General features: G+C 71.7%; 13 protein-coding genes. 9 read left to right on the top strand and 4 right to left on the bottom strand.

Going from position 1 to position 23,313, the window contains the following annotated elements:
- Positions 1 to 49: 49 nt before the first annotated feature.
- A complete protein-coding gene (locus AB0A65_RS26545) occupies positions 50 to 1,159 on the bottom strand; it encodes an arabinogalactan endo-1,4-beta-galactosidase (protein ID WP_359955845.1) in 1,110 nt (369 codons plus the stop codon).
- A gap of 66 nt (positions 1,160 to 1,225) precedes the next feature.
- Positions 1,226 to 3,181, bottom strand: a complete 1,956-nt coding sequence (locus tag AB0A65_RS26540) for a beta-galactosidase (RefSeq protein WP_359955842.1) — start codon at positions 3,179 to 3,181, stop codon at positions 1,226 to 1,228.
- A gap of 274 nt (positions 3,182 to 3,455) precedes the next feature.
- Between AB0A65_RS26540 and AB0A65_RS26535 the strand changes: the two genes are divergently transcribed.
- The 8 genes from AB0A65_RS26535 (at position 3,456) to AB0A65_RS26500 (ending at position 20,749) form a co-directional block, all read left to right on the top strand.
- The gene (locus AB0A65_RS26535; protein WP_359955840.1) at positions 3,456 to 4,811 is read left to right on the top strand and encodes an extracellular solute-binding protein; all 1,356 of its coding nucleotides are present in this window, start codon (positions 3,456 to 3,458) and stop codon (positions 4,809 to 4,811) included.
- A gap of 14 nt (positions 4,812 to 4,825) precedes the next feature.
- The gene (locus AB0A65_RS26530; RefSeq protein ID WP_359955839.1) at positions 4,826 to 6,190 is read left to right on the top strand and encodes a sugar ABC transporter permease; all 1,365 of its coding nucleotides are present in this window, start codon (positions 4,826 to 4,828) and stop codon (positions 6,188 to 6,190) included.
- A gap of 4 nt (positions 6,191 to 6,194) precedes the next feature.
- Positions 6,195 to 7,064: a sugar ABC transporter permease gene (locus AB0A65_RS26525; RefSeq protein ID WP_359955836.1), complete on the top strand. Its 870-nt coding sequence runs from the start codon at positions 6,195 to 6,197 to the stop codon at positions 7,062 to 7,064.
- Between the two features lie 4 nt (positions 7,065 to 7,068).
- The gene (locus AB0A65_RS26520; protein WP_359955833.1) at positions 7,069 to 8,181 is read left to right on the top strand and encodes a glycosyl hydrolase 53 family protein; all 1,113 of its coding nucleotides are present in this window, start codon (positions 7,069 to 7,071) and stop codon (positions 8,179 to 8,181) included.
- A gap of 45 nt (positions 8,182 to 8,226) precedes the next feature.
- A complete protein-coding gene (locus tag AB0A65_RS26515) occupies positions 8,227 to 9,864 on the top strand; it encodes a glycosyl hydrolase 53 family protein (RefSeq protein ID WP_359955830.1) in 1,638 nt (545 codons plus the stop codon).
- 101 nt (positions 9,865 to 9,965) lie between these two features.
- The gene (locus AB0A65_RS26510) at positions 9,966 to 10,979 is read left to right on the top strand and encodes a LacI family DNA-binding transcriptional regulator (protein ID WP_359955848.1); all 1,014 of its coding nucleotides are present in this window, start codon (positions 9,966 to 9,968) and stop codon (positions 10,977 to 10,979) included.
- A 114-nt stretch (positions 10,980 to 11,093) separates the two neighbouring features.
- The gene (locus tag AB0A65_RS26505; RefSeq protein WP_359955827.1) at positions 11,094 to 20,036 is read left to right on the top strand and encodes an isopeptide-forming domain-containing fimbrial protein; all 8,943 of its coding nucleotides are present in this window, start codon (positions 11,094 to 11,096) and stop codon (positions 20,034 to 20,036) included.
- A 107-nt stretch (positions 20,037 to 20,143) separates the two neighbouring features.
- Positions 20,144 to 20,749, top strand: a complete 606-nt coding sequence (locus AB0A65_RS26500; RefSeq protein WP_359955824.1) for a hypothetical protein — start codon at positions 20,144 to 20,146, stop codon at positions 20,747 to 20,749.
- 13 nt (positions 20,750 to 20,762) lie between these two features.
- On the opposite strand, the gene AB0A65_RS26495 is transcribed toward AB0A65_RS26500, so the two are convergent.
- Entirely contained in the window at positions 20,763 to 21,272 is a 510-nt protein-coding gene (locus AB0A65_RS26495; RefSeq protein ID WP_359955821.1) for a DUF664 domain-containing protein, read from the bottom strand.
- A gap of 47 nt (positions 21,273 to 21,319) precedes the next feature.
- Positions 21,320 to 22,264 carry an SDR family NAD(P)-dependent oxidoreductase gene (locus AB0A65_RS26490; RefSeq protein ID WP_359955819.1) on the bottom strand — a complete coding sequence of 315 codons (945 nt, stop codon included), beginning with the start codon at positions 22,262 to 22,264 and terminating at the stop codon, positions 21,320 to 21,322.
- Positions 22,265 to 22,355: 91 nt separating this feature from the next.
- On the opposite strand from AB0A65_RS26490, the gene AB0A65_RS26485 reads away from it, so the two are divergent.
- Entirely contained in the window at positions 22,356 to 23,213 is an 858-nt protein-coding gene (locus AB0A65_RS26485; protein ID WP_359955816.1) for an SHOCT domain-containing protein, read from the top strand.
- Positions 23,214 to 23,313 lie beyond the last annotated feature (100 nt).

Here is a 23,313-nt window from a genome sequence, read left to right as displayed (position 1 = left end):
GCTCTTCCGGATCTGCGGCCGGCCCCGACCAGGGGGTCGGGGGAGAGGTCTACAGGGTCCCGAGGGTCTTCAGCGCGGGAGTCGCCTTCCACGCGTAGTCGAACAGCGCCTGGTTCTCCCAGCCGTTGCCGCTCGACGGGTTGGTCGGGTCCCAGCCGTTGCCCTTGACGGCGGTCCAGGTGGCCTCCCACCAGAACACGCCCGCGCCGCGGCCGTTCGGGACGGCCTTGACGACGTTGGCGATCGCCTTGAGCATGTTGGACTGCCCGGTGGTGCTGGCCGGGTAGCCGGACACCGGGGTCGAGGAGGAGATGATGTTCGCGAACCCGTCCGAGTCGGAGGCGGTGAACGGGTAGGCGGTCTCCACGACGTACACCGGCTTCGCGTACCGCGCGGCCACGTCGTTGAGGTTGGACTGGAGGCCCGAGAGGGAGCCGTGCCAGTACGGGTAGTAGGACGCGCCGATGGCGTCCCACCACACGCCGCGGCTCTTCATGGCGTCGAAGAACCACCGGAACAGCGAGTTGTTGCCGCCCTCGGCGAGGTGCAGCATGACCTTGATCCCCGGCACGGCCGCGTAGGCCGCGTTCGCGCCCGAGATGAGGAACTGCGCGAGGTTGTCGAGCTGGCCGTAGCGGCCGGTGGGCCACAGCATCCCTCCGTTGAGCTCGTTGCCGATCTGCACCATCTGCGGGGCCGCGCCGGCCGAGACCATCGCGCCGAGCACGTCGGCGGTGTGGTTGTAGACCGCGGTCTTCAGCTGCGCGACGCTGTAGCCCGCCCACGCCGCGGGCTTGGTCTGCTGGCCGGGGTCGGCCCAGGAGTCGGAGTAGTGGAAGTCGACGAGCACGTTGAGCCCTGCGGCCCTGGCGCGCTTGGCGAGTGCGACGACGCGCGTCTTGTTGTTGTAGCCGTCGGCGGGGTTGACCCACACCTTCAGCCGGATCCAGTTGACGCCGCTCTTCTGGAGGATCCAGACGGCGTCCTCCTTCCAGCCGTCCGGCCACATGTAGGCGCCGCCGAGCGCCTCGGACTTGGGCAGGCTGGAGATGTCGGCGCCGCGGGCGAACGCGGTCTGCGCGGAGGCCGCGGTGCCGCTGCCGAGGACAGCGAGTGCCGGGGCGGCCACTGCGGCCGTGAGGGCGGTTCTTCTCTTCATTGAGACACACTCCCTGAGGGTGATTTCTTCGTGGCGGCCCCGCGGGGGTGCGGGGCCGCCGGGGTCTTAGGCGTCGGCGAGGACCACGACCTCTCCGGCGCGGACCGGGACGCGGCCGTCGTACGCGGTGCCGTCGAGCGCGTCCACGCCCGTCCCCGGCACCTGGACGTCCTGCCCGGTGTGGTTGATGAGGAAGCGGTGGCCGCCGCGGCGGACCACCTCGACGCCGTCCGGGACGCCTTGCGGCCGTTCCACTCCGGCGGCGTCCATGGCGGTCGCCAGCAGCTCGTCCAGGCCCGTGCCCTCGTCCAGGGCGGTCGCGGTGTACCACGCGGTGCCGCGCCCGAGGTCGTGCCGGGTCAGCGCCGGGCGGCCCGCGTCGGGCCCGGTCGCGAAGCGCGCCACGGCCTCCGCGCCGTCGAGGCGCACGTGCTCGGACCAGATCCGGCCAGCGGAGCCGGAATCGAGTTCCAAGGACTCGTCCGCGTGGAGCGGGTGGAACTCCTCGATCCACAGGCCGAGGGTCTCCCGCAGCGCGCCCGGGTGGGGGCCGGGGTGGACGGTGTCGTGCTCGTCCACGATCCCCGAGAAGTACGAGACCACCAGGTGGCCCCCGTTCTCCACGTACCCGCGCAGGTTCTTCGAGGCGGCGTCGGTGAGCACGTAGGACGACGGCGCGACGACGAGGCGGTACCCCGACAGGTCCGCCTCGGGGTGCGCGAAGTCCACCGTGACGTGCTGCTTCCACAGGGCCGCGTAGTACGCCTCGACGCGCTCGCGGTACTTCAGGTCCACCGAGGGGCGCCATTCGAGTTCGAGGGCCCACCAGGACTCCCAGTCCCACAGGACCGCAACGTCGGCGGCCACGTCGGAGCCGACCACACCGGACAGCTTCTTGAGGTCGCCGCCGAGTCCGGCGACGTCGCGCCACACCTCGGTGTCGGTGCCGCCGTGGGGGAGCATCGCGGAGTGGAACTTCTCGGCCCCGGCCCGGGAGGCCCGCCACTGGAAGAACATGAGCCCGTCGGCGCCGCGCGCCACGTGCGCGAGGGAGTTGCGGCGCAGCTCGCCGGGGGTCTTGGCGATGTTGCGCGGCTGCCAGTTCACCGCGGACGTGGAGTGCTCCATGACCATCCACGGGCCGTTCGCCACGGCCCGGGTGAGGTCGGCGCTCATCGACAGCTCGATCTGGTGGTCGGCGCGCTCGGCGATGAGGTAGTGGTTGTTCGAGACGACGTCCACAGTGCCCGCCCAGCGGCGGTAGTCCATGCCCTCGCAGTTGGGGATCATGAAGTTCGTGGTCGCGGGGGCCTCGGAGTGGCGCGCGATGACCTCGCGCTGCATCCGGTAGTTGCGCACGTGCTCGTCGTTGGAGAACCGCTTCCAGTCCAGCTGCAGCGCGGGGTTGACGCCGGGCGGCGCGGCCGCGGGGGCCTCGACCTGGTCGAAGGACCGGTACACCAGGCCCCAGAACGCGGTGCCCCACGCGTCGTTGAGGCGGTCCACGTCGCCGTACTTGTCGGCCAGCCAGCCCCGGAACGCCGCGGTGGACGCCTCGCAGTAGCACTCCACATTGGCCCAGCCGTACTCGTTGTGGATGTGCCACAGCTCGACCGCCGGGTGGGCGCCGTACCGCTCCGCGATCTTGTCCACGATCGAGGCGCACGCCTCGGTGTACGCCGGGGCGGAGGGGCACACGCCGTGGCGCGAGCCCCCGGCGAGGGTCCGGCCGTCGGCGTCGACCAGGCGGATCTCGGGGCGGGCCTTGCGGAGCCACGCGGGCGGCGACGAGGTGGGGGTGCCCATGTTGACGCCGATGCCGTTGGCGTGCAGCAGCTCCACGATCGCGTCGAGGCCGCTCCAGTCGTACTCGCCCGGGGCGGGTTCGATGATCCCCCAGTTGAAGACGCCGAGGCTGACGAGGTTGACGCCCGCCTCGCGCATGAGGCGCACGTCTTCGAGCCAGATCTCCTCCGGCCACTGTTCGGGGTTGTAGTCGCCGCCGAAGCGAATGTCCTGCACTGCGGTCTCCTGTGAGGTTCCTTGCATAAATGCCTGTGAACGTGCACAGTACTCCACGCGCAGGGGCCGTGCAACCTGTGATCCGGTCGGCTCTCGTTTCGGAATTGTGATCGATTCATGAAGTACGTTTCACGTGAAACGGATATAAGCGGACATAGATATGTTGCTAACTGCGACCTGAGTCGCTAGATTCGTGTAAACGTTCACAGTCCGGTGGCGCACTCTCTCAGCCCAGCGGGCACTGGACTCCCTCTCACCGAGACAAGGACTTGACATGCGCAGCAACGGTGCTTACGCGGGACCCTCGATGAACCGCCGCCACCTCCTCGCCGCGGGCGGCGGCGTCGCCGCGGCCGGGACCCTCGCGGCCTGCGGCTCCCCCGAGGAGGAGCCGGAGGAGAACGGCGGCCTCGAATGGGACGACGCCGCCCGGCAGTACGTCATCGAGGAGGACATCGCCTCCGGCAAGGTCCCGCTCAAGCTGTGGTTCGAGAACGAGGACCTCGCCAAGGCCCAGATCGACGCGTTCAAGGCGGCCTTCAAGGACGTCTACCCCGACATCCAGTTCGAGTACGAGCTCGTCGCCCAGAACGACGCCGTCGGCGAGATGTCCCTCGCGGGCGAGGCCGGCAACGGCGGCGACGTCTTCATGAGCTTCTACGACCAGATCGCCCGCGCGATCCAGGAGGGCACCGCCGCGCCCCTCGGCGAGTACGAGACCGTCCTCAAGGAGCGCCTGGCCGAGACCTTCACCAGCGCCGTCTCCGGCGAGGACGGCCAGATGTACGCCGTGCCCGTCACCACCGAGTCCATCGCGCTCATGTACAACAAGACGCTCCTGTCCGAGCTCACCGGCTCCGACCAGGCGCCCGCCACGTGGGAGGACGTCAAGTCGATCGCCGCGGGCTACAACGACTCCGCCGCCAACACCTGGACCATCCGCTGGGTCCCCGGCGAGATCTACTACTCCTACTCGGTGCTCTCCTCCATGGGCTGGCAGGCGTACCCGGGCGGCGACGTGAACGAGCCCGGCTTCGACGACCCGGCGCTCGTGGAGGCCCTCGACTACTACAAGGGGCTGCGCGAGGTCTGGAACGTGCCCTCCGCCGACGCCACCCCCGAGACCGTCGAGGCCGAGTTCGCCGCCGGGAACACGCCGCTCATCATCACCGGCCCCTGGGCGTTCTCCGCGTTCGACACCGGCGCCGCCGAGAACGGCTTCGAGTACGGCGTCACCACCATCCCCGCCGCCCCCTCCGGCGACCCGGCCTCCTCCTTCGCCGGGATGCACGTCATCGCCGTGTCCGCGTACACGAAGTACCCGGCCGCCGCGCGCGTCTTCGCGAACTTCCTCGCCTCCGACGCCGGCGCCGCCGCGCTCTACGCCACCACCGGCCAGATCCCGGCCCTCAACGCCGACCTGCTCGCGAACATCGCCGGGCTCTCCGAGGACCCGCACGTCGCCGGGATCGTCGCCCAGTCCACCCAGGCCGACCTGTTCCCGCAGCTGCCCGAGTACTTCTGGTCCACCGCCAACGAGATGACCGTCGCCGTCTGGGACGACCTCACGTCCTCCGCCGACGCCGCCGCCGCGGCCGTCGCCGGGTACGACGAACTCGCCGGACTCTAGGGACGCGCGCACAGATGAGCACTGCTCAAGGGATCCCCGCACCGGTGCCGGGCGTCGCCTCGGCCCTGGTGTGGGGCGCCGGCCAGCTCCTGAACCGGCAGGCGGGCAAGGCCGCCTTCTTCTTCGCCTTCTTCGCCGCCCTGATCGGCTGGGAGATGGGGACCGGCAACTACTACGCCGGGATGGACTTCACGCCGCGCGGCAACGGCGGGTTCTTCGTCAAGGGCCTGTGGGGCCTGTTCACGCTCGGCACCCAGCCGCGCCAGATGACCGTCACCGGCCTCACCGACGGCGACAACTCGATCGTCCTCATGGCCAACGGCCTCATCGCGCTGCTCACCCTCGCGCTCCTGGCGATCGTGTGGGTCTGGAGCGTCCGCGACGCCCACGCCTACCGCCGCCGCCTCAACGAGGGCGACGACCGCGAGACCTCCCTCGCCTACTTCAAGCGCGTCTGGGAGGGCGCCTTCGCGTACATCGTCCTGTCGCCCGGCGCAGTCCTCATCGTGTTCATGTCGGTCCTGCCGGTGCTCTTCGGCATCCTCGTCGCCTTCACCGACTACAACCGCGACAACCTGCCGCCCAAGAACCTCGTCAACTGGGTCGGCTTCGACAACTTCGCGACGATCTTCGCCGTCCCCTCCTGGACCGCCACGTTCCTCGGCGTCCTCGGATGGACCTTCGTGTGGGCCATCGTCGCCACCGCCACCACCTACGCCGCCGGGTTCCTCCAGGCCGTGCTCCTCGCCAACAAGAAGGTGAAGTTCCCGCGGGTGTGGCGCTCGGTGTTCCTGCTGCCGTGGGCCGTCCCCGGCATCGTCTCGGCCCTGGTGTTCCGCTCGATGTTCAACGGCCAGTTCGGGCCCATCAGCCAGTGGCTCGTCGACGTCGGCCTCACCGACGAGCGCGTCTACTGGTTCACCGACCCGTCCCACCCGAACCTCGCACGCGTCATCGCGCTCCTCGTGAACCTGTGGCTCGGCTTCCCGTTCTTCATGGCCCTCGTCGGCGGCGTGCTCACCAACATCCCCGACAGCTACTACGAGGCCGCCCGCATGGACGGCGCCGGACCGCTCCAGCAGCTGCGCCACATCACCTTCCCGGTCGTGCACCGCACGGTCGCACCGCTGCTCATCCTCGCGTTCGTCTCCAACTTCAACAACTTCGGCGTCATCTACTTCCTCACCCAGGGCGGCCCCGACAACGCCGACTACCGGTTCGCCGGGAGCACCGACCTGCTCATCACCTGGCTGTTCAACCTCACCCTGGACAACCGGCTCTACAACATCGGCGCGGTCATGAGCATGCTCATCTTCGTCATCGTCGGCACCATCTCGGTGTGGAACCTCAACCGCTCCAAGGCGATCCGGGAGCTCTGATCACATGACCACCGAAACCGCACGCGCCCGCAGGCGCCGCACCACGCCCCGCGGCGAGAAGGCCGCGAGCCTCTTCCTCCACCTGGAGCTGCTGGTCGTCGCGATCATCGTGATCTTCCCGCTCATGTGGATCGTCGGCGCCTCCTTCAGCCCTGGGACGGGCCTCGCCAACGCCAGCCCCATCCCCACCGACGCCACCCTCGACCACTACGTCAACCTCTTCACCGAGACCGACTACGGCCGCTGGTACCTCAACTCCCTGTACGTCGCCGTGCTCAACATGATCGGCTCGGTCGTCCTGTCCGCGCTGTGCGGCTACGTGTTCTCCCGCATCCGCTTCCGGGGCCGCAAGGCCGGGCTCCTGGGGATCCTCATCCTCCAGATGTTCCCGACCTTCCTCACCGCCATCGCGGTGTACATGCTGTTCCTCAACTTCGGGCTGCTCGACTCCCTCACCGGCCTCGCGCTGGTGAGCATCGCCGCCGCCCTCCCGTACAACACGTGGCTCATGAAGGGCTACACCGACAACCTGCCCGCGAGCCTCGACGAGGCCGCCGCGATCGACGGCGCCAGCCGCTGGACCATCTTCGTCAAGATCGTCCTGCCGCTCATGCGCCCCATGCTCACCTTCGTGGCGATCACGCAGTTCACGGTGCCGTGGATGGACTTCATCCTCCCGCGCCTGCTGCTCCAGAGCCCCGAGAAGCAGACCGTCGCGCTCGGCCTGTTCGCGATGATCGAGGACGTCTACCAGAACGCGTTCACGACCTTCGCCGCCGGAGCCGTCATCCTCGCCGTCCCGATCACCATCCTCTACATCGTCCTCCAGCGCTACCTGGTGACCGGCGCGTCCGCCGGCGCCGAGAAGGGATAAACGAATGCTGCCCATGCGGGGTGCCGACGTCTCCATGACCGCCGAGATCGAGGAGCGCGGCGCGGTCTTCCGCGCCGACGGGACCGAACGGGACCTGTTCGGGCTCCTCGCCGACTCCGGCGTCAACTGGATCCGCCTGCGCCTGTGGGTGGACCCGCGCGACGAGTCCGGCGAGCCGTACATGGGCGGCACCAACGACCTGGAGACGACGATCGCGCTGGCCCGCCGCGCCAAGGCCGCGGGCCAGCACCTCCTCCTCGACCTGCACTACTCGGACTTCTGGACCGACCCGAAGAAGCAGTCCACGCCCAAAGCCTGGCGCGGCCTCACCGGCGCCGACCTCGAAGCGCGCGTCCACGACTGGACCGCAGAGGTCCTCGCGGCGCTCGACGCGGCCGGGGCCGCGCCCGACATGGTGCAGATCGGCAACGAGACCACCAACGGGATGCTCTGGCCCGAAGGCAAGACCCCCAAGTTCGACGACCGCGAGCGCCGCTTCACCGGCGAGGACCCGGCCGCGTGGGACCGCCTCGCGGGCCTGCTGAGAGCGGGCGCCTCCGCCGTGCGCGAGGCCGGGGACGCGAAAACGGTGCTGCACCTGGACTTCGGCGGCGCGAACGAGCTGTACCGCGGCTGGTTCGACGAGATCACGACCCGCGGCGTCGACTTCGACGTCATCGGCCTGTCCTACTACCCGTACTGGCACGGGACCCTCAAGGACCTGGGTGACAACATGTCCGACCTCGCCTCGCGCTACGGCAAGGAGCTCGCGGTCGTGGAGACCGCGTACGCGTGGACGGGGGAGGAGCCCGAGGGGCACTTCCAGGTCTTCAAGCTCCCGATGGCCGAGACCGGCGGCTACGAGGCGTCCCCGGCGGGGCAGGCCGCGTTCCTGCGGGACCTGTACGCGGTCGTGGCGGGCGTCCCGGGCGGGCTGGGGATCGTCTACTGGGAGCCGGCGTGGCTCCCAGTAGCGGGCACCACCTGGGCGTCGCGAGCCGGGATGGAGTACGGCGACGACGTCGTGGACGAGGCCGGCAACTCCTGGGCCAATCAGGCCCTCTTCGACTTCGACGGCAATGCACTGCCGTCGTTGCGGGCGCTTGGCGGCGCCTGAACCCCCTTGTCAATCGCAAAGGAGCGAAGCTTGAAGCGTAACAGCTTGAAGCGCACACTCGCGGGCCTCGCGGTCGGCGCCCTCTCGGCGGCGTTCATCGCCGTCGGGGAACCGGCGCAGGCCGTCCGCAGTGACTTCATCATGGGCGCCGACGTGGGCATGCTCGGCGAGGTCGAAGACCTCGGCGGGCAGTTCTACGACGGCGGTGTCGAGGGCGACGCCCTGGAGATCATGGCCGACCACGGCGTCGACACGGTCCGCCTGCGCCTGTGGAACGACCCCTACGACGCGAACGGGAACCCGTACGGCGGCGGCACCAACGACCTCGCCTCCACCGTCGCCATGGCGCAGCGCGCCAAGGCCCTCGGCATGGACGTCCTGCTCGACTTCCACCTCTCCGACTGGTGGGCCGACCCGGGCACCCAGACCAAGCCCAAAGCCTGGCAGAACCTCACCTACACCCAGCTCAAGACCGCCGTCCACGACTACACGGAGTCGGTCATCAATACGATGGAGGCGGCCGGGGCCACCCCGGACATCGTGCAGATGGGCAACGAGACCTCCTCGGGCGTCCTGTGGGAGGACGGGCGCATCGGCGGCACCGTCACCGACTTCACGCAGCTCGCCGAGCTCCTGTCGGCCGGGATCGACGGCGTGAACGACGCCGCGAGCGGCATCGAGATCGCGCTGCACCTCGACATGGGCGGCGACAACTCGCTGTACCAGTGGTGGTTCGACGGGATCACCGCCGAGGGCGTCGACTTCGACATCATCGCGCTCTCCTACTACCCGTTCTGGCACGGCACCATGGGCGAGCTGAAGCTCAACCTGAACGACATCTCGGAGCGGTACTCCAAGGACGTCCTCATCGTCGAGACCGCCTACGGCTGGACCCTCGGCGACGGCGACGGCCTCGGGAACTCGTTCTACACGGCCGAAGAGGCCACCGGCGGGTACGCCGCCTCCGTCCAGGGCCAGATCGACTTCCTGCGCGACCTGCGCGAGGTCGTCGCCGACGTCCCCGACAACCGGGGCCGCGGCATCATCTGGTGGGAGCCGACCTGGCTCCCCGTCGAGGGCGCGAACTGGGGCACCGAGGAGGGGAAGGCCGACAACAACGACACCGGCGTCCTCTCGAACCCGTGGGACAACCAGACCCTCTTCGACTGGGACGGCGAGGCCCTGGACACGCTCGACGTGTTCGGCGAGGACCCCGCGACCCAGCGGGTCAACCTGCTGACGAACGGGTCGTTCGAGGCGAACGGGACGTACACGAACACCCCGTCGGGGTGGACCGTGGTCTCGGCGAACTCCAGCTACGCGAACGCGACGTTCACCTCCGACGCCTGGCCCGCCCACGGCGACTGGACGCTGAACCACTACTGGGCCAGCGCGTACACCGTGTCGCTGTACCAGAACAAGACCGGGCTGACGAACGGCACGTACACGCTCTCGGGCTGGGTGCTGTCGGGCGGCGGCCAGAACTCGGTGTACATGTACGCCAAGAACTACGGCGGCACCGAGAAGCAGGCGGCGATCCCGACCAGCGCCTCCGCGTGGACGTACGTGTCCATCGAGGGCATCCAGGTGACCAACGGCCAGATCCAGGTCGGCTTCTGGGACAACGCGAACGCGGGCAACTGGCTGAACATCGACGACGTGAAGCTGTACCGCACCGCTTAGCGGGAGCGGGGAGGCCGTCACCCCCCTTGGGCGGCCTCCCCGCTCCTCCGCCCCCGCCCGGTCGCCGGGCGGGGACATAATGACCGAGACACAAGGGAGAGCTGAGCAACTTGGCAGCACGGAAACGACCGACGATCCACGACGTCGCCGCGGCAGCGGGCGTCTCGCGGGGGACGGTCTCGCGGGTCCTCAACGGCAAGTCGAACGTCTCGCTCTCGGCGGAGACCGCGGTGCGCCGCGCGGTCGCCGAGACCGGGTACGTCGTCAACCGCGCGGCGCGCAGCCTGGTGACCAGCCGGACCGGCTCGATCGTCATGGTCCTGTCCGAGCCGCAGGAGCGCCTGTTCGAGGACCCGAACTTCTCGGTCCTCATGCGGGTCGCCACGAATCAGCTCGCCGAGCGCGACATGTCGCTGGTGCTCATGATCGCCGGGGACGACCGGGGCCGCGACCGCGTGGCCCGGTACCTGCGCGGCGGGCACGCCGACGGGGCGCTGCTGGTGTCGACGCACGCGGGGGACCCGCTGCTCGACGAGATCGAGCGCTCCGGCATCCCGGCCGTGGCGTGCGGCGCGGTCCTGGGCCGCGAGTCGGTGATCCCGTACGCGGCCGCCGACGACCGCGGCGGCGCGCGTGCGATGACCGAGTACCTGGTGTCCTTGGGCCGCCGCAAGATCGGCATGATCACCGGCCCGCTCGACACGCCCGGCGGGGCGCTGCGCCTCGAAGGCTTCACGGGGGTGCTGGGCCGCAAGGCCGCCAAGCAGCTCGTGGTCCACGGCGACTACACGCAGGCCGCCGGTGAAGCGGCGATGCGCCGCCTGCTCGACGCGGTCCCCGACATCGACGCCGTGTTCGTGGCCTCGGACCTCATGGCCGCCGGGGCGCTCCAGGCGCTGCACGAGGCGGGCCGCCGCGTCCCCGAGGACGTCGCGGTCGGCGGCTTCGACGACTCGGTGATCGCCTCCGCGACCCGTCCGGCCCTGACGACGGTCCGCCACCCGCTCGCCCGCGTCGCCGAGGAGACCGTGCGCCTCCTCATCGAACTGCTCGACGAGCACGAGGTCGAGCCGGTGGTCCTCCCGACCGAACTGGTCGTCCGCGACTCAGCGTGACCGGATCTCGGTTGAGTGAAACTCCTGTTCGAGATAATCGTTTCCAATAAGGAATAAACCGGGCACACAGTGCTAGCTTGGCATCACTTTCTGTAATCAACACTGTTGAACAGGGTGATCCGAGTGAGCCTGTCCGTGCGCATGCGCCGTGCCCTCGTCCTCGTGCTCTCGGCGGTCCTCGCGACCGCCGGAATGCTCGCGGCGCCCGTCCCGGCCCAGGCGGGCACGTTCGCCACCCAGATCAACAGCGTCTACCTCAACCCCACCGGGCACCCGACCCTGTGCGTCACGGCCGCCTCCGCGAGCTCCGGCGCGCTGCTCACCCTCCAGACCTGCGGCTCCAACCCCTCGCTCCAGCGGTGGACCATCACCACCGACGACCGGATCCTGTTCTCCGCCAACACGTCGCTGTGCCTCGACAACAACAGCAACGGCAGCAACAACAACGTCCAGCTCAATCTCACCACCGGGTGCGCCTCGGGCGCCGCCAACGCCACCTGGCCGTACCAGCTCCAGGCGAACGGCACCACCGGCGCGCCCCAGGGCTCGTTCTACAACGCGCGCGGCGCGATCTGCATCGACAACACCAACGGCCGGTTCGCCGTCGGCAACCCCGTCAGCCGGTACCAGTGCTCCACCACCAACACCAGCCAGATGTTCTCGATCGGCTACTCCGACATGGAGGTCACCGGCTCGACCAACCCCACCGGCCGACCCGGCGCCACCGTCACCGCGCAGCTGCACACCCTCAACCGCGGCCCGCAGACCGGCTACTTCAACCGCATCGCGATCACCGCCGACACCGGCCTCACCATCGGCTCGGTCACCCGCTACTACGGCTCCAGCGGCGGCTACGGCAACTGCACCACCACCAGTGCCACCGCCGCGAACTGCGCCGCCGGCGCGGGCGGGTGGGCCAGCGGGAACGACGGGCTCCTCTACGTGCCCGTCACCATCCCCGCGAACGCCGTCCCCGGCACCGTCTACAACGTGTGCGGCACCAACAGCATCACCCCTACCAACGACAACGTCCCCGGCAACAACCGCGGCTGCGCCACCGTCACCGTCGCCTACTACGACTCCGACCTGGCGATGACCAACACCGGCAACGGGAACCAGACGGCGACCACCGCCGTCGACCCCGGCGCCTCGGTCCAGGTGCCGTTCACGCTCACCAACCGCGGCCCCGACACCGCGGGCACGCCCAGCGTCACCTTCACCGCGCCGAGCGGCTTCACCGTCACCGGCCTCACCGGACCCGCGAGCGGCTGGACCTGCACCGCGTCCACACTCACCTGCGCCGGCCCGGTGAACAGCCTCGCGAACAACGGCACCGCCGCGTTCACCGTCACCGGCACGATCGCGAACGACCTCACCGCAGGCGGCGCGATCGGCGACGTCACCGCCACCTCCGCCGTCGGCGGCTACTCGCGCGACGGCAACGCCGCCAACGACACCGCGACGAACACGCTCCGCGTCAACTCGAACGTCACCATCGACGTCGCCAAGACCGGGCGCGCCACCGCCGACCCCGGCGACCCCGTCGAGTACACCGTCACCGTCACCAACAACGGCAGGTCCCGCCTCACCGGCGCGACCCTCACCGACACCGTCCCCGGCGGCGTCACCGTCACCTCCTGGACCTGCACCGCCACCGCCGGCTCCTGCGGCACCGCCTCCGGCAGCGGCAACGACGTCTCGACCACCCTGGACCTTCCGGCCGGGGCGAGCGCCACCGTGACGATCACCGGCACCGTCGCCCGCTCGGCCTCCGGGACCACCGTCACCAACACCGCGACGATCGCCATGCCCTCGGGCCTCACCAACGGCGGCACCGCGTCCGCCTCGGCCGCGACCACCGTACGCGCCCTCACCGACATCACCGTCGCCTCCGACCCGGTCACCATCGCGCCCGGCGCCTCCGGCACCGTCACCGCCACCGTCCGCAACGCCGGACCCGCCGACGCCGCCGAGAACACCACCGCCACCGTCACGTTCCCGACCGGCGTCACGATCACCGACCTGGACTCGCGCTGCACCGACAACGGGAACGGGACCGCGACCTGCACCATCCCGGCCGCGACCCTCCGCAACGGCGCCTCCACCGGCATTACCTTCACCGCCACCGTGCCCGCCGACGCCGCCACCGGCACGCAGTACACCGGCAAGGCCGAGGTCAGCTACAAGCTCGACAGCGACACGACCAACAACACCGCCGACCTCGTCGTGAACACCGGCGCCGCCGACTCCGACTTCGGCATCACCGCCTCCGGCCCGCAGACCGTCGTCCCCGGCGAGAACGGCACCGTCACCTTCACCGTCGCCAACCACGGCCCGTCCGTCTCCGTCTCGGCCGCCACCGTCACCCTCACCGCGCCCGACCAGGCCGTCTTCTCCGGGACGCTCCCCGACGGCTGCGTCCTCGAATCCGGGAACCGCCGCGTCACCTGCACCGTCGCCGCGGGCACCGCGGTGAACTCCGCCACCGACTTCGCACTCCAGTACACCGTGGACCCCGGCGCCGCCGCGGGCACGATCACCGGCACCGGCCGCGTCGCCAACGCCGACGACCACAACGCCGCCAACGACACCGCGGACTGGACCGCCACCGTCGCCGCCGCCAGCGCCGACCTCGCCATCACCAAGGAAGGACCGGCCGACACCGTGCGGCCCGGCGAGACCTTCGACTACACGCTCACCATCACCAACAACGGCCCGTCCACCGCCGTCAACGCCGCCGTCACCGACGTCCTCGCCGACCAGCTCGCGTTCGTCTCCGCCGACGGCTGCACCGCCTCCGGCCAGACCGTCACCTGCGCCATCGCGAGCTTCCCGCCCGGAACCCGCACCCTCACCATCACCGTCCGGCTCGACGCGGCCTACACCGGCACCGGCGCCGACCTTCCGAACTCCGCGACCATCGGCGCCGACACGCCCGACCCCGACGAGTCGAACAACCGGTCCGGGACCGTCACGCCCGGCGTCGGCGACCCCGCCGCCGACCTCGCGATCACCAAGCGCACCAGCGACGACACGCCGGTCGCGCCCGGCGAGACCTTCACCTACACCCTGCACACCGCCAACCTCGGCCCGTCGGCCGCGACCGGCGCGCGCATCACCGACACGCTCCCGTCCGCGCTCGCGTTCGCCTCCTCCGACACCGGCTGCACCGGCACCGCGGGGGAGTACGGCGGCACCGTCGCCTGCGACCTCGGCACCATCGCGGCCGGAGCCGGGACCGACTCCCACGTCACCGTCCGGCTCGATCCGTCCTACACGGGCACCGGCACCGACGCCGCGGCCACCAACACCGCCACGGTCGCGGCCGACACCGCCGACCCCGACGACGCCAACAACACCGACACCGCCGCACTGCCCGGCGGCACCGTCGCCGCGCCCAGCGCGGACGTCGTGCTCAGCAAGGAGCGCGAGACCACCGGCCCGGTCGCGCCCGGCCAGAACGTCACCTACGAGATCATCGTCAGCAACCGCGGGCCCTCCACCGCCACCGGCATCGCCGTCACCGACACGCTCCCGGACGGCATGGCCTTCGCGTCCTCCTCCAGCGGCTGCACCGCCTCCGGGCGGACCGTCACCTGCCCGACCGTCGCGACCCTCCTCCCCGGCCGCGCGACCGGGTTCCACGTGACCGCCACAGTGGACGCCGGGTACACCGGGGACGGCACCGATCTGGTCAACGCCGCGACCGCGGACCCCGAGACCGCCGACCCCGACGAGTCGAACAACTCCGACTCGGTCGCGCTCGCGCCCGGCGGCGTGACCGCGCCGTCCGCGGACCTGTCGATCGCGAAGTCCAGCTCCTCGGACACCGCGGTCGCGCCCGGCCAGACCTTCACGTACACGCTCACCGTCACCAACCACGGCCCGAGCGACGCCGTGAACGCCTCGGTCGCCGACTCGCTGCCCAGCGCCATCGCGTTCGTGTCCGCCGACGACTGCACCGGCACCGCCGGGGAGTACGGCGCCACCGTGACCTGCGGCCCGGCCGCCACCGTGCGCGCGGCCTCCGGGTCGAACACCGTCGCCTACGCGATCACCGTGCGCCTTGACCCGGCCTACACCGGGGACGGCTCCGACATCGTCAACAACGCGTCCGTCACGGCCGACACCGCCGACCCGAACACCGCGAACAACCGGACCAGCCTCGCGGGCGTCCCCGGCCTCTCCGACTCGGAGGCCGACCTGTCGATCGAGAAGACCGTGGTCGGCTCGCCGTCGATCGCGCCCGGCGGGACCTTCGAGTACGACGTGACGATCACCAACCTCGGCCCGTCGACCGCCCTCAACCCGAGCGTCACCGAGACCCTCGGCGAGGGCCTCACCTGGACCGCGTACCCGCAGGGCTGCTCGGTGGACGGGCGCACGCTCACCTGCCCGGCGGCCGCGCTGGACGCCCAGACGCTGCCCGACGAGGGGCAGGCGACCATCCGCGTCGGCGTGAAGCTCGACTCCGGGTACACCAGGGACGGCTCCGAGCTGACCAACACCGCCGTCGTCGCCTCGGACACGCCGGACCCGGTGTCGGACAACGACACCGCGACCGCCACCGGCGGCGTCGCGGTCACCGGCCCGTCCGCCGACCTGCGCGTCGCGAAGACGATCGTGTCACCCGCGACCGCCACGCCCGGCGGCTACATCTCCTACCGGATCACCGTCGCCAACGACGGCCCCTCCGACGCCGCGGACGTCGTCGTCACCGACGACCTGCCGGCCGGACTGGCGTTCGCGGGCGCGGTCGACGACGAGTGCACCGCCTCCGGGCAGGCCGTCACCTGCGGTCCGGTCGCGGTCCTCACCGCTGGGAGTACCGCCGAGTACCGCTTCCGTGTGCAGCTCGACGCGTCCTACACCGGCGACGGCTCCGACCTCGGCAACGCCGCCACCGCGTCCTCCGGGACCGACGACCCCGACGAGTCGAACAACACGTCGGACACCGTGTACCCGGTCGTGGGCGCGGCCTCCGCGGACCTGTCGATCGCCAAGCGCCTCGACGCGACCGGCCCGGTCACGCCCGGCACCGCCTTCGACTACACGCTGACGATCGCCAACGCCGGTCCCTCGACCGCCCGCAACGCCGCCGTCACCGACACGCTGGACGACTCGCTCGCGTTCGTCTCGGCCTCGCCCGACGTGTGCACCGCCTCCGGGCAGGACCTCACGTGCGGCCCGGTCGACCCGTTCGCCGTGGGCTCCACGACGATCGAGCTGACCGTGCGCCTCGCCGCCGGGTACACCGGGGACGGCTCGGAGATCACGAACACCGCGGTCGTCGCCTCCGACACCGCCGACCCGGACGACTCGAACAACACCGCGACCTCCGGGGCCCTCGCCGCAGGACCGGCGAGCGCCGACGTGTCGCTGCGCAAGGCCGCCGTCGGGGACGGGCCGCTCGCGCCCGGCGAGTCCTTCGAGTACACGCTCACGATCGCCAACGCCGGACCGTCCACCGCGGTCGACACCGCCGTCACCGACACGCTGCCCGTCGGCACCGCCTTCGTCTCCAGCGACGACTGCACCGCCTCGGGCCGCGACCTGACCTGCACCGCGATCGCGTCGCTCGCGGTCGGCGCGCAGACCGTCTACCGCGTCACCGTCCGCATCGACCCGTCCTACACCGGCGACGGCTCCGACCTGGTGAACACCGCGACCGCGACGGCCGCCACGCCCGACCCGGACCGGTCCAACAACACCGGCACCGCCCCGGTCCCGGGCGGGAACACGGGCGAACCCCGTGCGGCCGTGTCGATCACGAAGACCGCCGTCAGCCCCGTCACCGCGGGCGGCACCGGCGAGTTCACGATCACCGTCGCGAACACCGGGCCGTCGACGGCCACGGGCGTCACCGTGACCGACACGCTCCCCGACGGCCTCGCCTACGCGGGCGCCGACGGCGCGTCCTGCACCGCCACCGGCCACACCATCGCCTGCGACCTCGACACGCTGGACGTGGACGAGACCCGCGAGTTCACGGTCTCGGTCGACGTGGACGCCGCCGTCCCGGACGGCACGGTCCTCACCAACACCGCCGCCGTGACCACCGCGAGCCGCAACACGTCCGCGGACACGACCGCGACCGCCGACGTCACCGTCCGGGCCGAGGCGAACGTGTCCATCGTGAAGGCCCAACCCGCGGCGATGACCGCCGGAGCCGAGGCCGTCTACACGATCACCGTCGCCAACGGCGGCCCGTCCGCCGCGGTCAACGTCCGCGTCACCGACCAGCTCGACCCGAGCCTGTCCTTCGTGTCCGCCGACGGCGCCGACTGCGCCGACGACGACAACCTGGTCACCTGCACGCTCGGGACCGTCCCGGCCGGGGCGACCCGGACCTTCACGGTCACCGTCCTCATCGCCGCCGACACGCCCGCGGGCACGCGCATCGCGAACTACGCGGAGGTCGCCACCGACACCGGCAACACCTCGGACCGGACCCGCTCCGGCGGCGACGGCCCGCTCACCGGCACCGCGGCCGACCTCGCGATCACCAAGACCGCGAACAGCACCGAGCACGTCGTGCCCGGCGAGACCTTCGAGTACACGCTCGCCGTGGAGAACCGCGGGCCCTCGGACGCGCAGGACCCGGTCGTCACCGACACGCTCCCGGCCGAACTGTCCTTCGTCTCCGGCGACGGCTGCACCGCCGCCGACCGGACCGTGACCTGTCCGATCGGGACGGTCCTCGCCGCCGGGGCCGACGCCTCGTTCACCGTCACCGTGGAGCTCGACGAGGCGTACACCGGCGACGGCACCGCGATCACCAACACCGCCGCGGTCGCCTCAGACACCGACGACCCCGACGAGTCGAACAACACCGCCACCGCGGGCCTGCCCGGCGGCCGCGCCGCCGCACCGAGCGCCGACCTGTCGATCACCAAGCGGCTCAACGCCACCGGGCCCGTGACGCCCGGCGACCGGTTCACGTACACCGTGACCGTCGCCAACGCCGGACCCTCGGCCGCCACGCAAGCCGTCGTCACCGACACGCTGCCGCCCGCGCTCACCTGGGACGGCACCGATCCCGAGTGCGCCATCGACGGCCGCGACGCCGCCTGCGACGCCGGTGCGATCGCCGTCGGCGCCTCGGTCGAGTACACGTTCACCGTGCGCCTCGACCCGGCCTACACCGGCGACGGCTCCGACCTCGTCAACACCGCCCGCGTCAAGGCCGCGACCGCGGACCCGGACGAGTCCAACAACACCGCGACCGCCGACGCGGCGACGCCCGGCACGCCCAGCGCGGACCTGGCCCTCGCCAAGGCATTCGACGGCACCGGCACCGTCGCGCCCGGCCAGACCGTGCCGATGGTCCTCACCGTCACCAACAACGGCCCGTCCACGGCCACCGGGATCGCGGTGACCGACACGCTCCCCGCGGAGCTCGCGTTCACCTCCTCTCAGGACGGCTGCACCGGCGAGCCGGGCGCCTACGGCGGGACGGTCGAGTGCGCGACCCCCGAGCCGCTCGACCCGGCCGAGGCGCGGACCTTCCGCGTCACCGTCCAGCTCGACCCGTCCTACACCGGCGACGGCGCCGACATCGCCAACACCGCGACCGTATCCGCCGACACCGACGATCCGGACCTCACGAACAACACCGCCGTGGCCGACCTCACCGGCCGCGTCGGCGGCCCCGTCGCCGACGTCCTCATCGCCAAGACCGCACCGCGCGAGATGACCGCCGGGCACGAGGCGACGTGGACGGTCACCGTCACCAACAACGGCCCGTCGACCGCCACCGGCGTCACCGTCGCCGACCGGCTCCACGACGCCACGTCGTTCGTCTCGGCCTCGCCCGACCTGTGCACCGCTTCCGGCCAGGACGTCTCGTGCGACCTCGGCTCCATCGAATCCGGGCGCGCCGTCGCGGTCGAACTCACCGTCATGGTCGACCCGGACACCCGCGCCGGGACGGCGATCGAGAACACCGCCGCGGTCCGCGCCGACACCGACCCGCCGACGCGGCCCGCGCGCCGCGCCACCGCCGTCGCCCCGGGCGTCCAGGTGGTCGCCGACCTCGCCGTCGCGAAGGACTTCGCCGACGCCGACGCCGGACCGGTCACGCCCGGCACGGACTTCGACTACCGGATCACCGCGACCAACCTCAGCGGCTCCACCGTGGACGGCGAACTGCGGTTCGCCGACCGCCTGCCGGGCGGCCTCGCGTTCACCTCGGCCCGCCACGCCGCCACCGGCGACGCCGTGGACTGCACCGCGAGCGGCCGCGACGTTGAATGCGCCCTCGCCGCCCGGCTCCGGCCCGGCGACGCGACCGCGTTCCTCATGACCGTCACCCTCGACCCGTCCTACCGCGGCGACGGCGCGCTCACCAACACCGTCGTCCTCAGCTCGACCGCCGTGGACGACCCGGACCTGAGCAACAACACCGCGTCCGTCACGGGCGTCCCGGGCGGCGTGGGCGCCCCCGAGTACGACCGGCACCTGACCGCCGAGGACGCGCCCGCGGTCCTGCCCGGGGCCGAGTCCGCGATGTCCTACCGCATCGTCAACTACGGCCCGTCCACCGCAGACGGGGAGATCCGCGCGGTCGTCACCATGCCCGAGCACGTCACGGCGCTCGCGACCGGCCAGCCGCGCGGCTGCACCGCCGCCGCCGACGGCCGCACGGTCACCTGCGTGCACACCGGCGGGATCGCCGTGCGCGGCACCGAGGCCGCCCCAGCCGGGGCGCTCACCGAGAGCCTCCGCACCGAGGCGCTCCCGGTCGCCGAGGCGGCCCCGGCCAGGGAGCTGACCGGCGAGATCCGCGTCCGCGTCGACGCCGACGCGCCCGCCGAAACCGTCTTCGAGGGCGGCTCGGTGGCGGTCAACGCCGACGGGTCCGACCCCGATGACAGGAACGACACCGTGTCGTGGCAGGCCGGATCGCTCAAGCCGGGCGGCTCCGGTTCCGGCTCCGGCACGGGAACCGTCCCGGTCACCGGCGGCGACACGCTCAGCCTGCTGCTGACCGGCGCGGGCGCGGTCCTCGCGGGGCTCGCCCTCGCGGCCGCCGCCGGGCGCCGCCGCAACGCCTGAGACGGACGGGGCCGGGAATGCACCCGGCCCCGCGCCGTGTCGCGCGGTCCGTCGCACGGCCCGCTCGGCTACAACGGACCCGGAACACTGCACTCAGGAGGAGCCCCATGCAGCACTGGAACCTGACGGCCGCCATCGGCACCGGCCTGGCCGCGGCGGTCCTCACCGGGGCCGCCGCCCACGCGAGCGGGATCGCCGTGACCGTGGAGCGCACCGCCGAAGCCGACGTCGTGCGCGAAGGCGAGACCGTCGAGTACGCGATCACCGTCGCCAACACCGGCGAGGAGTCCTACGAGGACCTGCGCGTCTCGCACCTGCTCCCGGCCGGGTTCACGCTCGCGGCGGCCGAACCCGCGACCGAGACCGACGGCGGGGCCGCGTGGCGGATCTCCATCGGCCCCGGCGAGACCGTCGAACTCGGCGACACCGTGGAGGCCGGGACGGGGGAGCAGCTCCAGGAGGGGCGCCTGGTCGTCGTGGAGCAGCCGGACCTCGGCGCCGCGGGCGACGGGACCGGGTTCACGACCACGGTCTGCGTCGCCACGGCCGACGAGGTCCACATGCTCGACTGCGCCAGTGACCAGGCCGCGCTCGTCGCGCCCGCCGAGGGCGGCGCGCACTGGTGGCTGTGGGCCGCGGCGGCGGGCGCCGCCGGGGTGCTGGCGGTCGGACTGTGGGTCCTGCTCACCCGTTCCCGCGGCGCCCGCGCCTGAGATTCCTTGCGGCTCAGCGGTTCTCGATGAGGCCGCGCACGTAGGCGGCCTGCCCGCCGTGCTGCTGGTTGTCGTCGATGACGCTGACCAGCCGCACGCCGAGCGTCACGTGCGGCGTCCAGCGGGTGTCCACGACCCGGTCGAGGTCGGCCGCGGTCAGCCCGGCCACGTACGCCAGCGTGTTCGCGTGGACCGCCTCGTAGTAGTCGAGCAGGTCCGTCCCGGACACGCCGCGGACCTGCGCGACCTGCTCGGGCGTGTGCCCGTACCCGGTGTCGCCGGGCGGCAGGCCGAGGCCGAACCGCCCCTCCCAGCCGCCCGCCGTCCACGCCTGCTCCCGGTCCGCCACTTCGGACACGTGGTCGTCCTGGACGCGCGCGATGTGCCACACCAGCCACGCGATCGAGTTCGCCCCCGGGCCCGGCATGGCCTCCAGGTCCTCCTGCGACAATCCGTCGAGGACCCCCGCGACCTCGCCCTGGACGCGGCCGAACGCGTCGGCCAGCAGTTCGCCGATCTCCATGCGGACTCCCTTCTCTCCGCATGGAAACCTACCGCGCCCGGCCGGGGTCAGCGCCCGAAGCCGTCGACGCCCGTCAGCTCCGCGGACAGCGACCACAGCCGCTCGGCCTGCTCGGGGTCGACCGCGTGCTCGGCCACGCCGCCCTCGCCGACCTCCGCGACGTCGCAGTCCTGGAGGTACACGCCGCCCTTGCCGTCGAGCTGCGGTGAGAACGCCGCCCACGTCTGGGTCGCGGCGCCCTGCTCGGTGTCCTTGAACCGGGTGCTCGCGACCGGGCTGCCGTCCTCGTGGATCCAGCCCAGCTCCACCTGCTCCTCGTGCGGGATGTGCCGCTGGAGCGGGGTGAGGATGCCGCCGGGGTGCAGCGCGAACGCCCTGACGCCCCGGTCCTTCCCCAGCCTGTCGAGGTGGACGGCGAACAGGACGTTGGCGGTCTTCGACTGCCCGTACGCCTCCCAGCGGTCGTAGCCGTTCGCGAAGTGCGGGTCGTCCCAGCGGATCGCCGACCTCCAGTGCGCGCCGGACGACACGGAGACGACGCGCGCGCCCTCATCGAGGAGCGGCGCGAGCCGGTTCACCAGCGCGAAGTGCCCGAGGTGGTTGGTCGCGAACTGGAGCTCCCAGCCGGGGCCCACGCGGGTCTCGGGGCAGGCCATGACCCCGGCGCTGTCGATGACCGCGTCGAAGTGCCGCCCGGCGGCGAGGCGCCGGTCCGCGAACGCGGCCACGCTCGCGAGGTCGGCGAGGTCGAGTTCGTCGGTCGCGACGCCCTTGATCCCGTCGAGCGCCTCGGCGGCGGCCTTGGGGCGCCGCGCGGGGACGAGGACCTCGGCGCCCGCGGCGGCGAGGGCCTTCGTGGTCTCCAGGCCGATCCCGGAGTACCCGCCGGTCACGAGGACGTGCTTGCCGGCGAGGTCGATGCCGTCGAGGACTTCGGCCGCGGTGGTGTCGGCGCCGAATCCGGAGTTGATGCTCTGCTGCGGTGTGCTCATGAGAGGAGCGTAGAACCTAGAGCGCGCTCTAGGTCAAATGCTTCGCGGGACGCGGTGGGCGCGAGGGGCCCGGAGGCTCCATACTGGTCCCGTGCCCACTTCCCCTCCGCCGGACGCCCGGTCCCGCGCCGCCCGCCGGGTCGCGACCCTGCTCCCCGTGTCCGCAGTACTCGCAGTCGCCGCCTGGTGGTTCATCGAGGAGGGGACCCGCGTGGGCCACCTCATCGCCTGGTCCTGCTGGGGCGGGGAGTGCTCCACGAACGACGCCCGCGCCGTGCTCCCGATCGTGGGGATCTTCCTCAACATCGGCCTCCTCGTCGCGCTGACCGCGCTGGCGAGGGCCTTCGGGTTCGGCCTCGCCGTCATGACCGGTCCGCTCGCCGCGCTGCGCGGCTGGAGCGAGGCCGTGGCCGAGGGCACCACCACCCCCGCCGCGATCGGCGTCGAGCAGCGGATCGTCGCCGCGGTCGCGGCCCTGGGCGCGCTGGTTGCCCTCCTGGGCCTGTTCTCGGAGCTGAAGACCACCGGCTACGGCGCCGTGCTCACCGGTGCGAAGCGCGTCCCCGCCACGCTCGCCGACTTCGGTGCCGCCGAAGGGGACTACGGCCGCGTCAGCGCCAATGACGCCGCCGCGCTCGGCTTCGGCACCGCGACGCTCGTGTTCACCGACAACGGCCGCTACCACCGGGTCAAGGTCCGCGCCCGCGAGCAGTGGGTCGACACCCCGGTGTACGCGGTCTTCCGCGAGACCCGCCCCGAGCGCGCCCGCATCGGCCTGCCGTGGACCCGCAGCTACCCGGCCCCGGAGAAGCCCGAGTCCGGGGCGGCGGCCGTCGGCTCCGGGGGCTCGATCGTCTCGGAACTGGAGCGCCTCACCGCGCTCCGCTCCCAGGGCCACCTGACGCAGGAGGAGTTCGAGGCGGCCAAGCGCCGCCTCCTCGGGAACTGAGACGGCGGCGGCACCGTTCGGTGGCGGCGCCCCCGGGGTTTGGGGGGCCCCCGAGGGGGTTAGGGAGAGCCCACCGGAGTAATACAATGACCACTATAGG

Origin of the sequence: Glycomyces sp. NPDC047010, from assembly GCF_040644205.1 — a bacterium.
Taxonomy (GTDB): Bacteria; Actinomycetota; Actinomycetes; order Mycobacteriales; family Micromonosporaceae; genus Glycomyces.
Note: the sequence above shows the minus strand (reverse complement) of the source record. Positions and strands in the feature narration are given on the sequence as shown.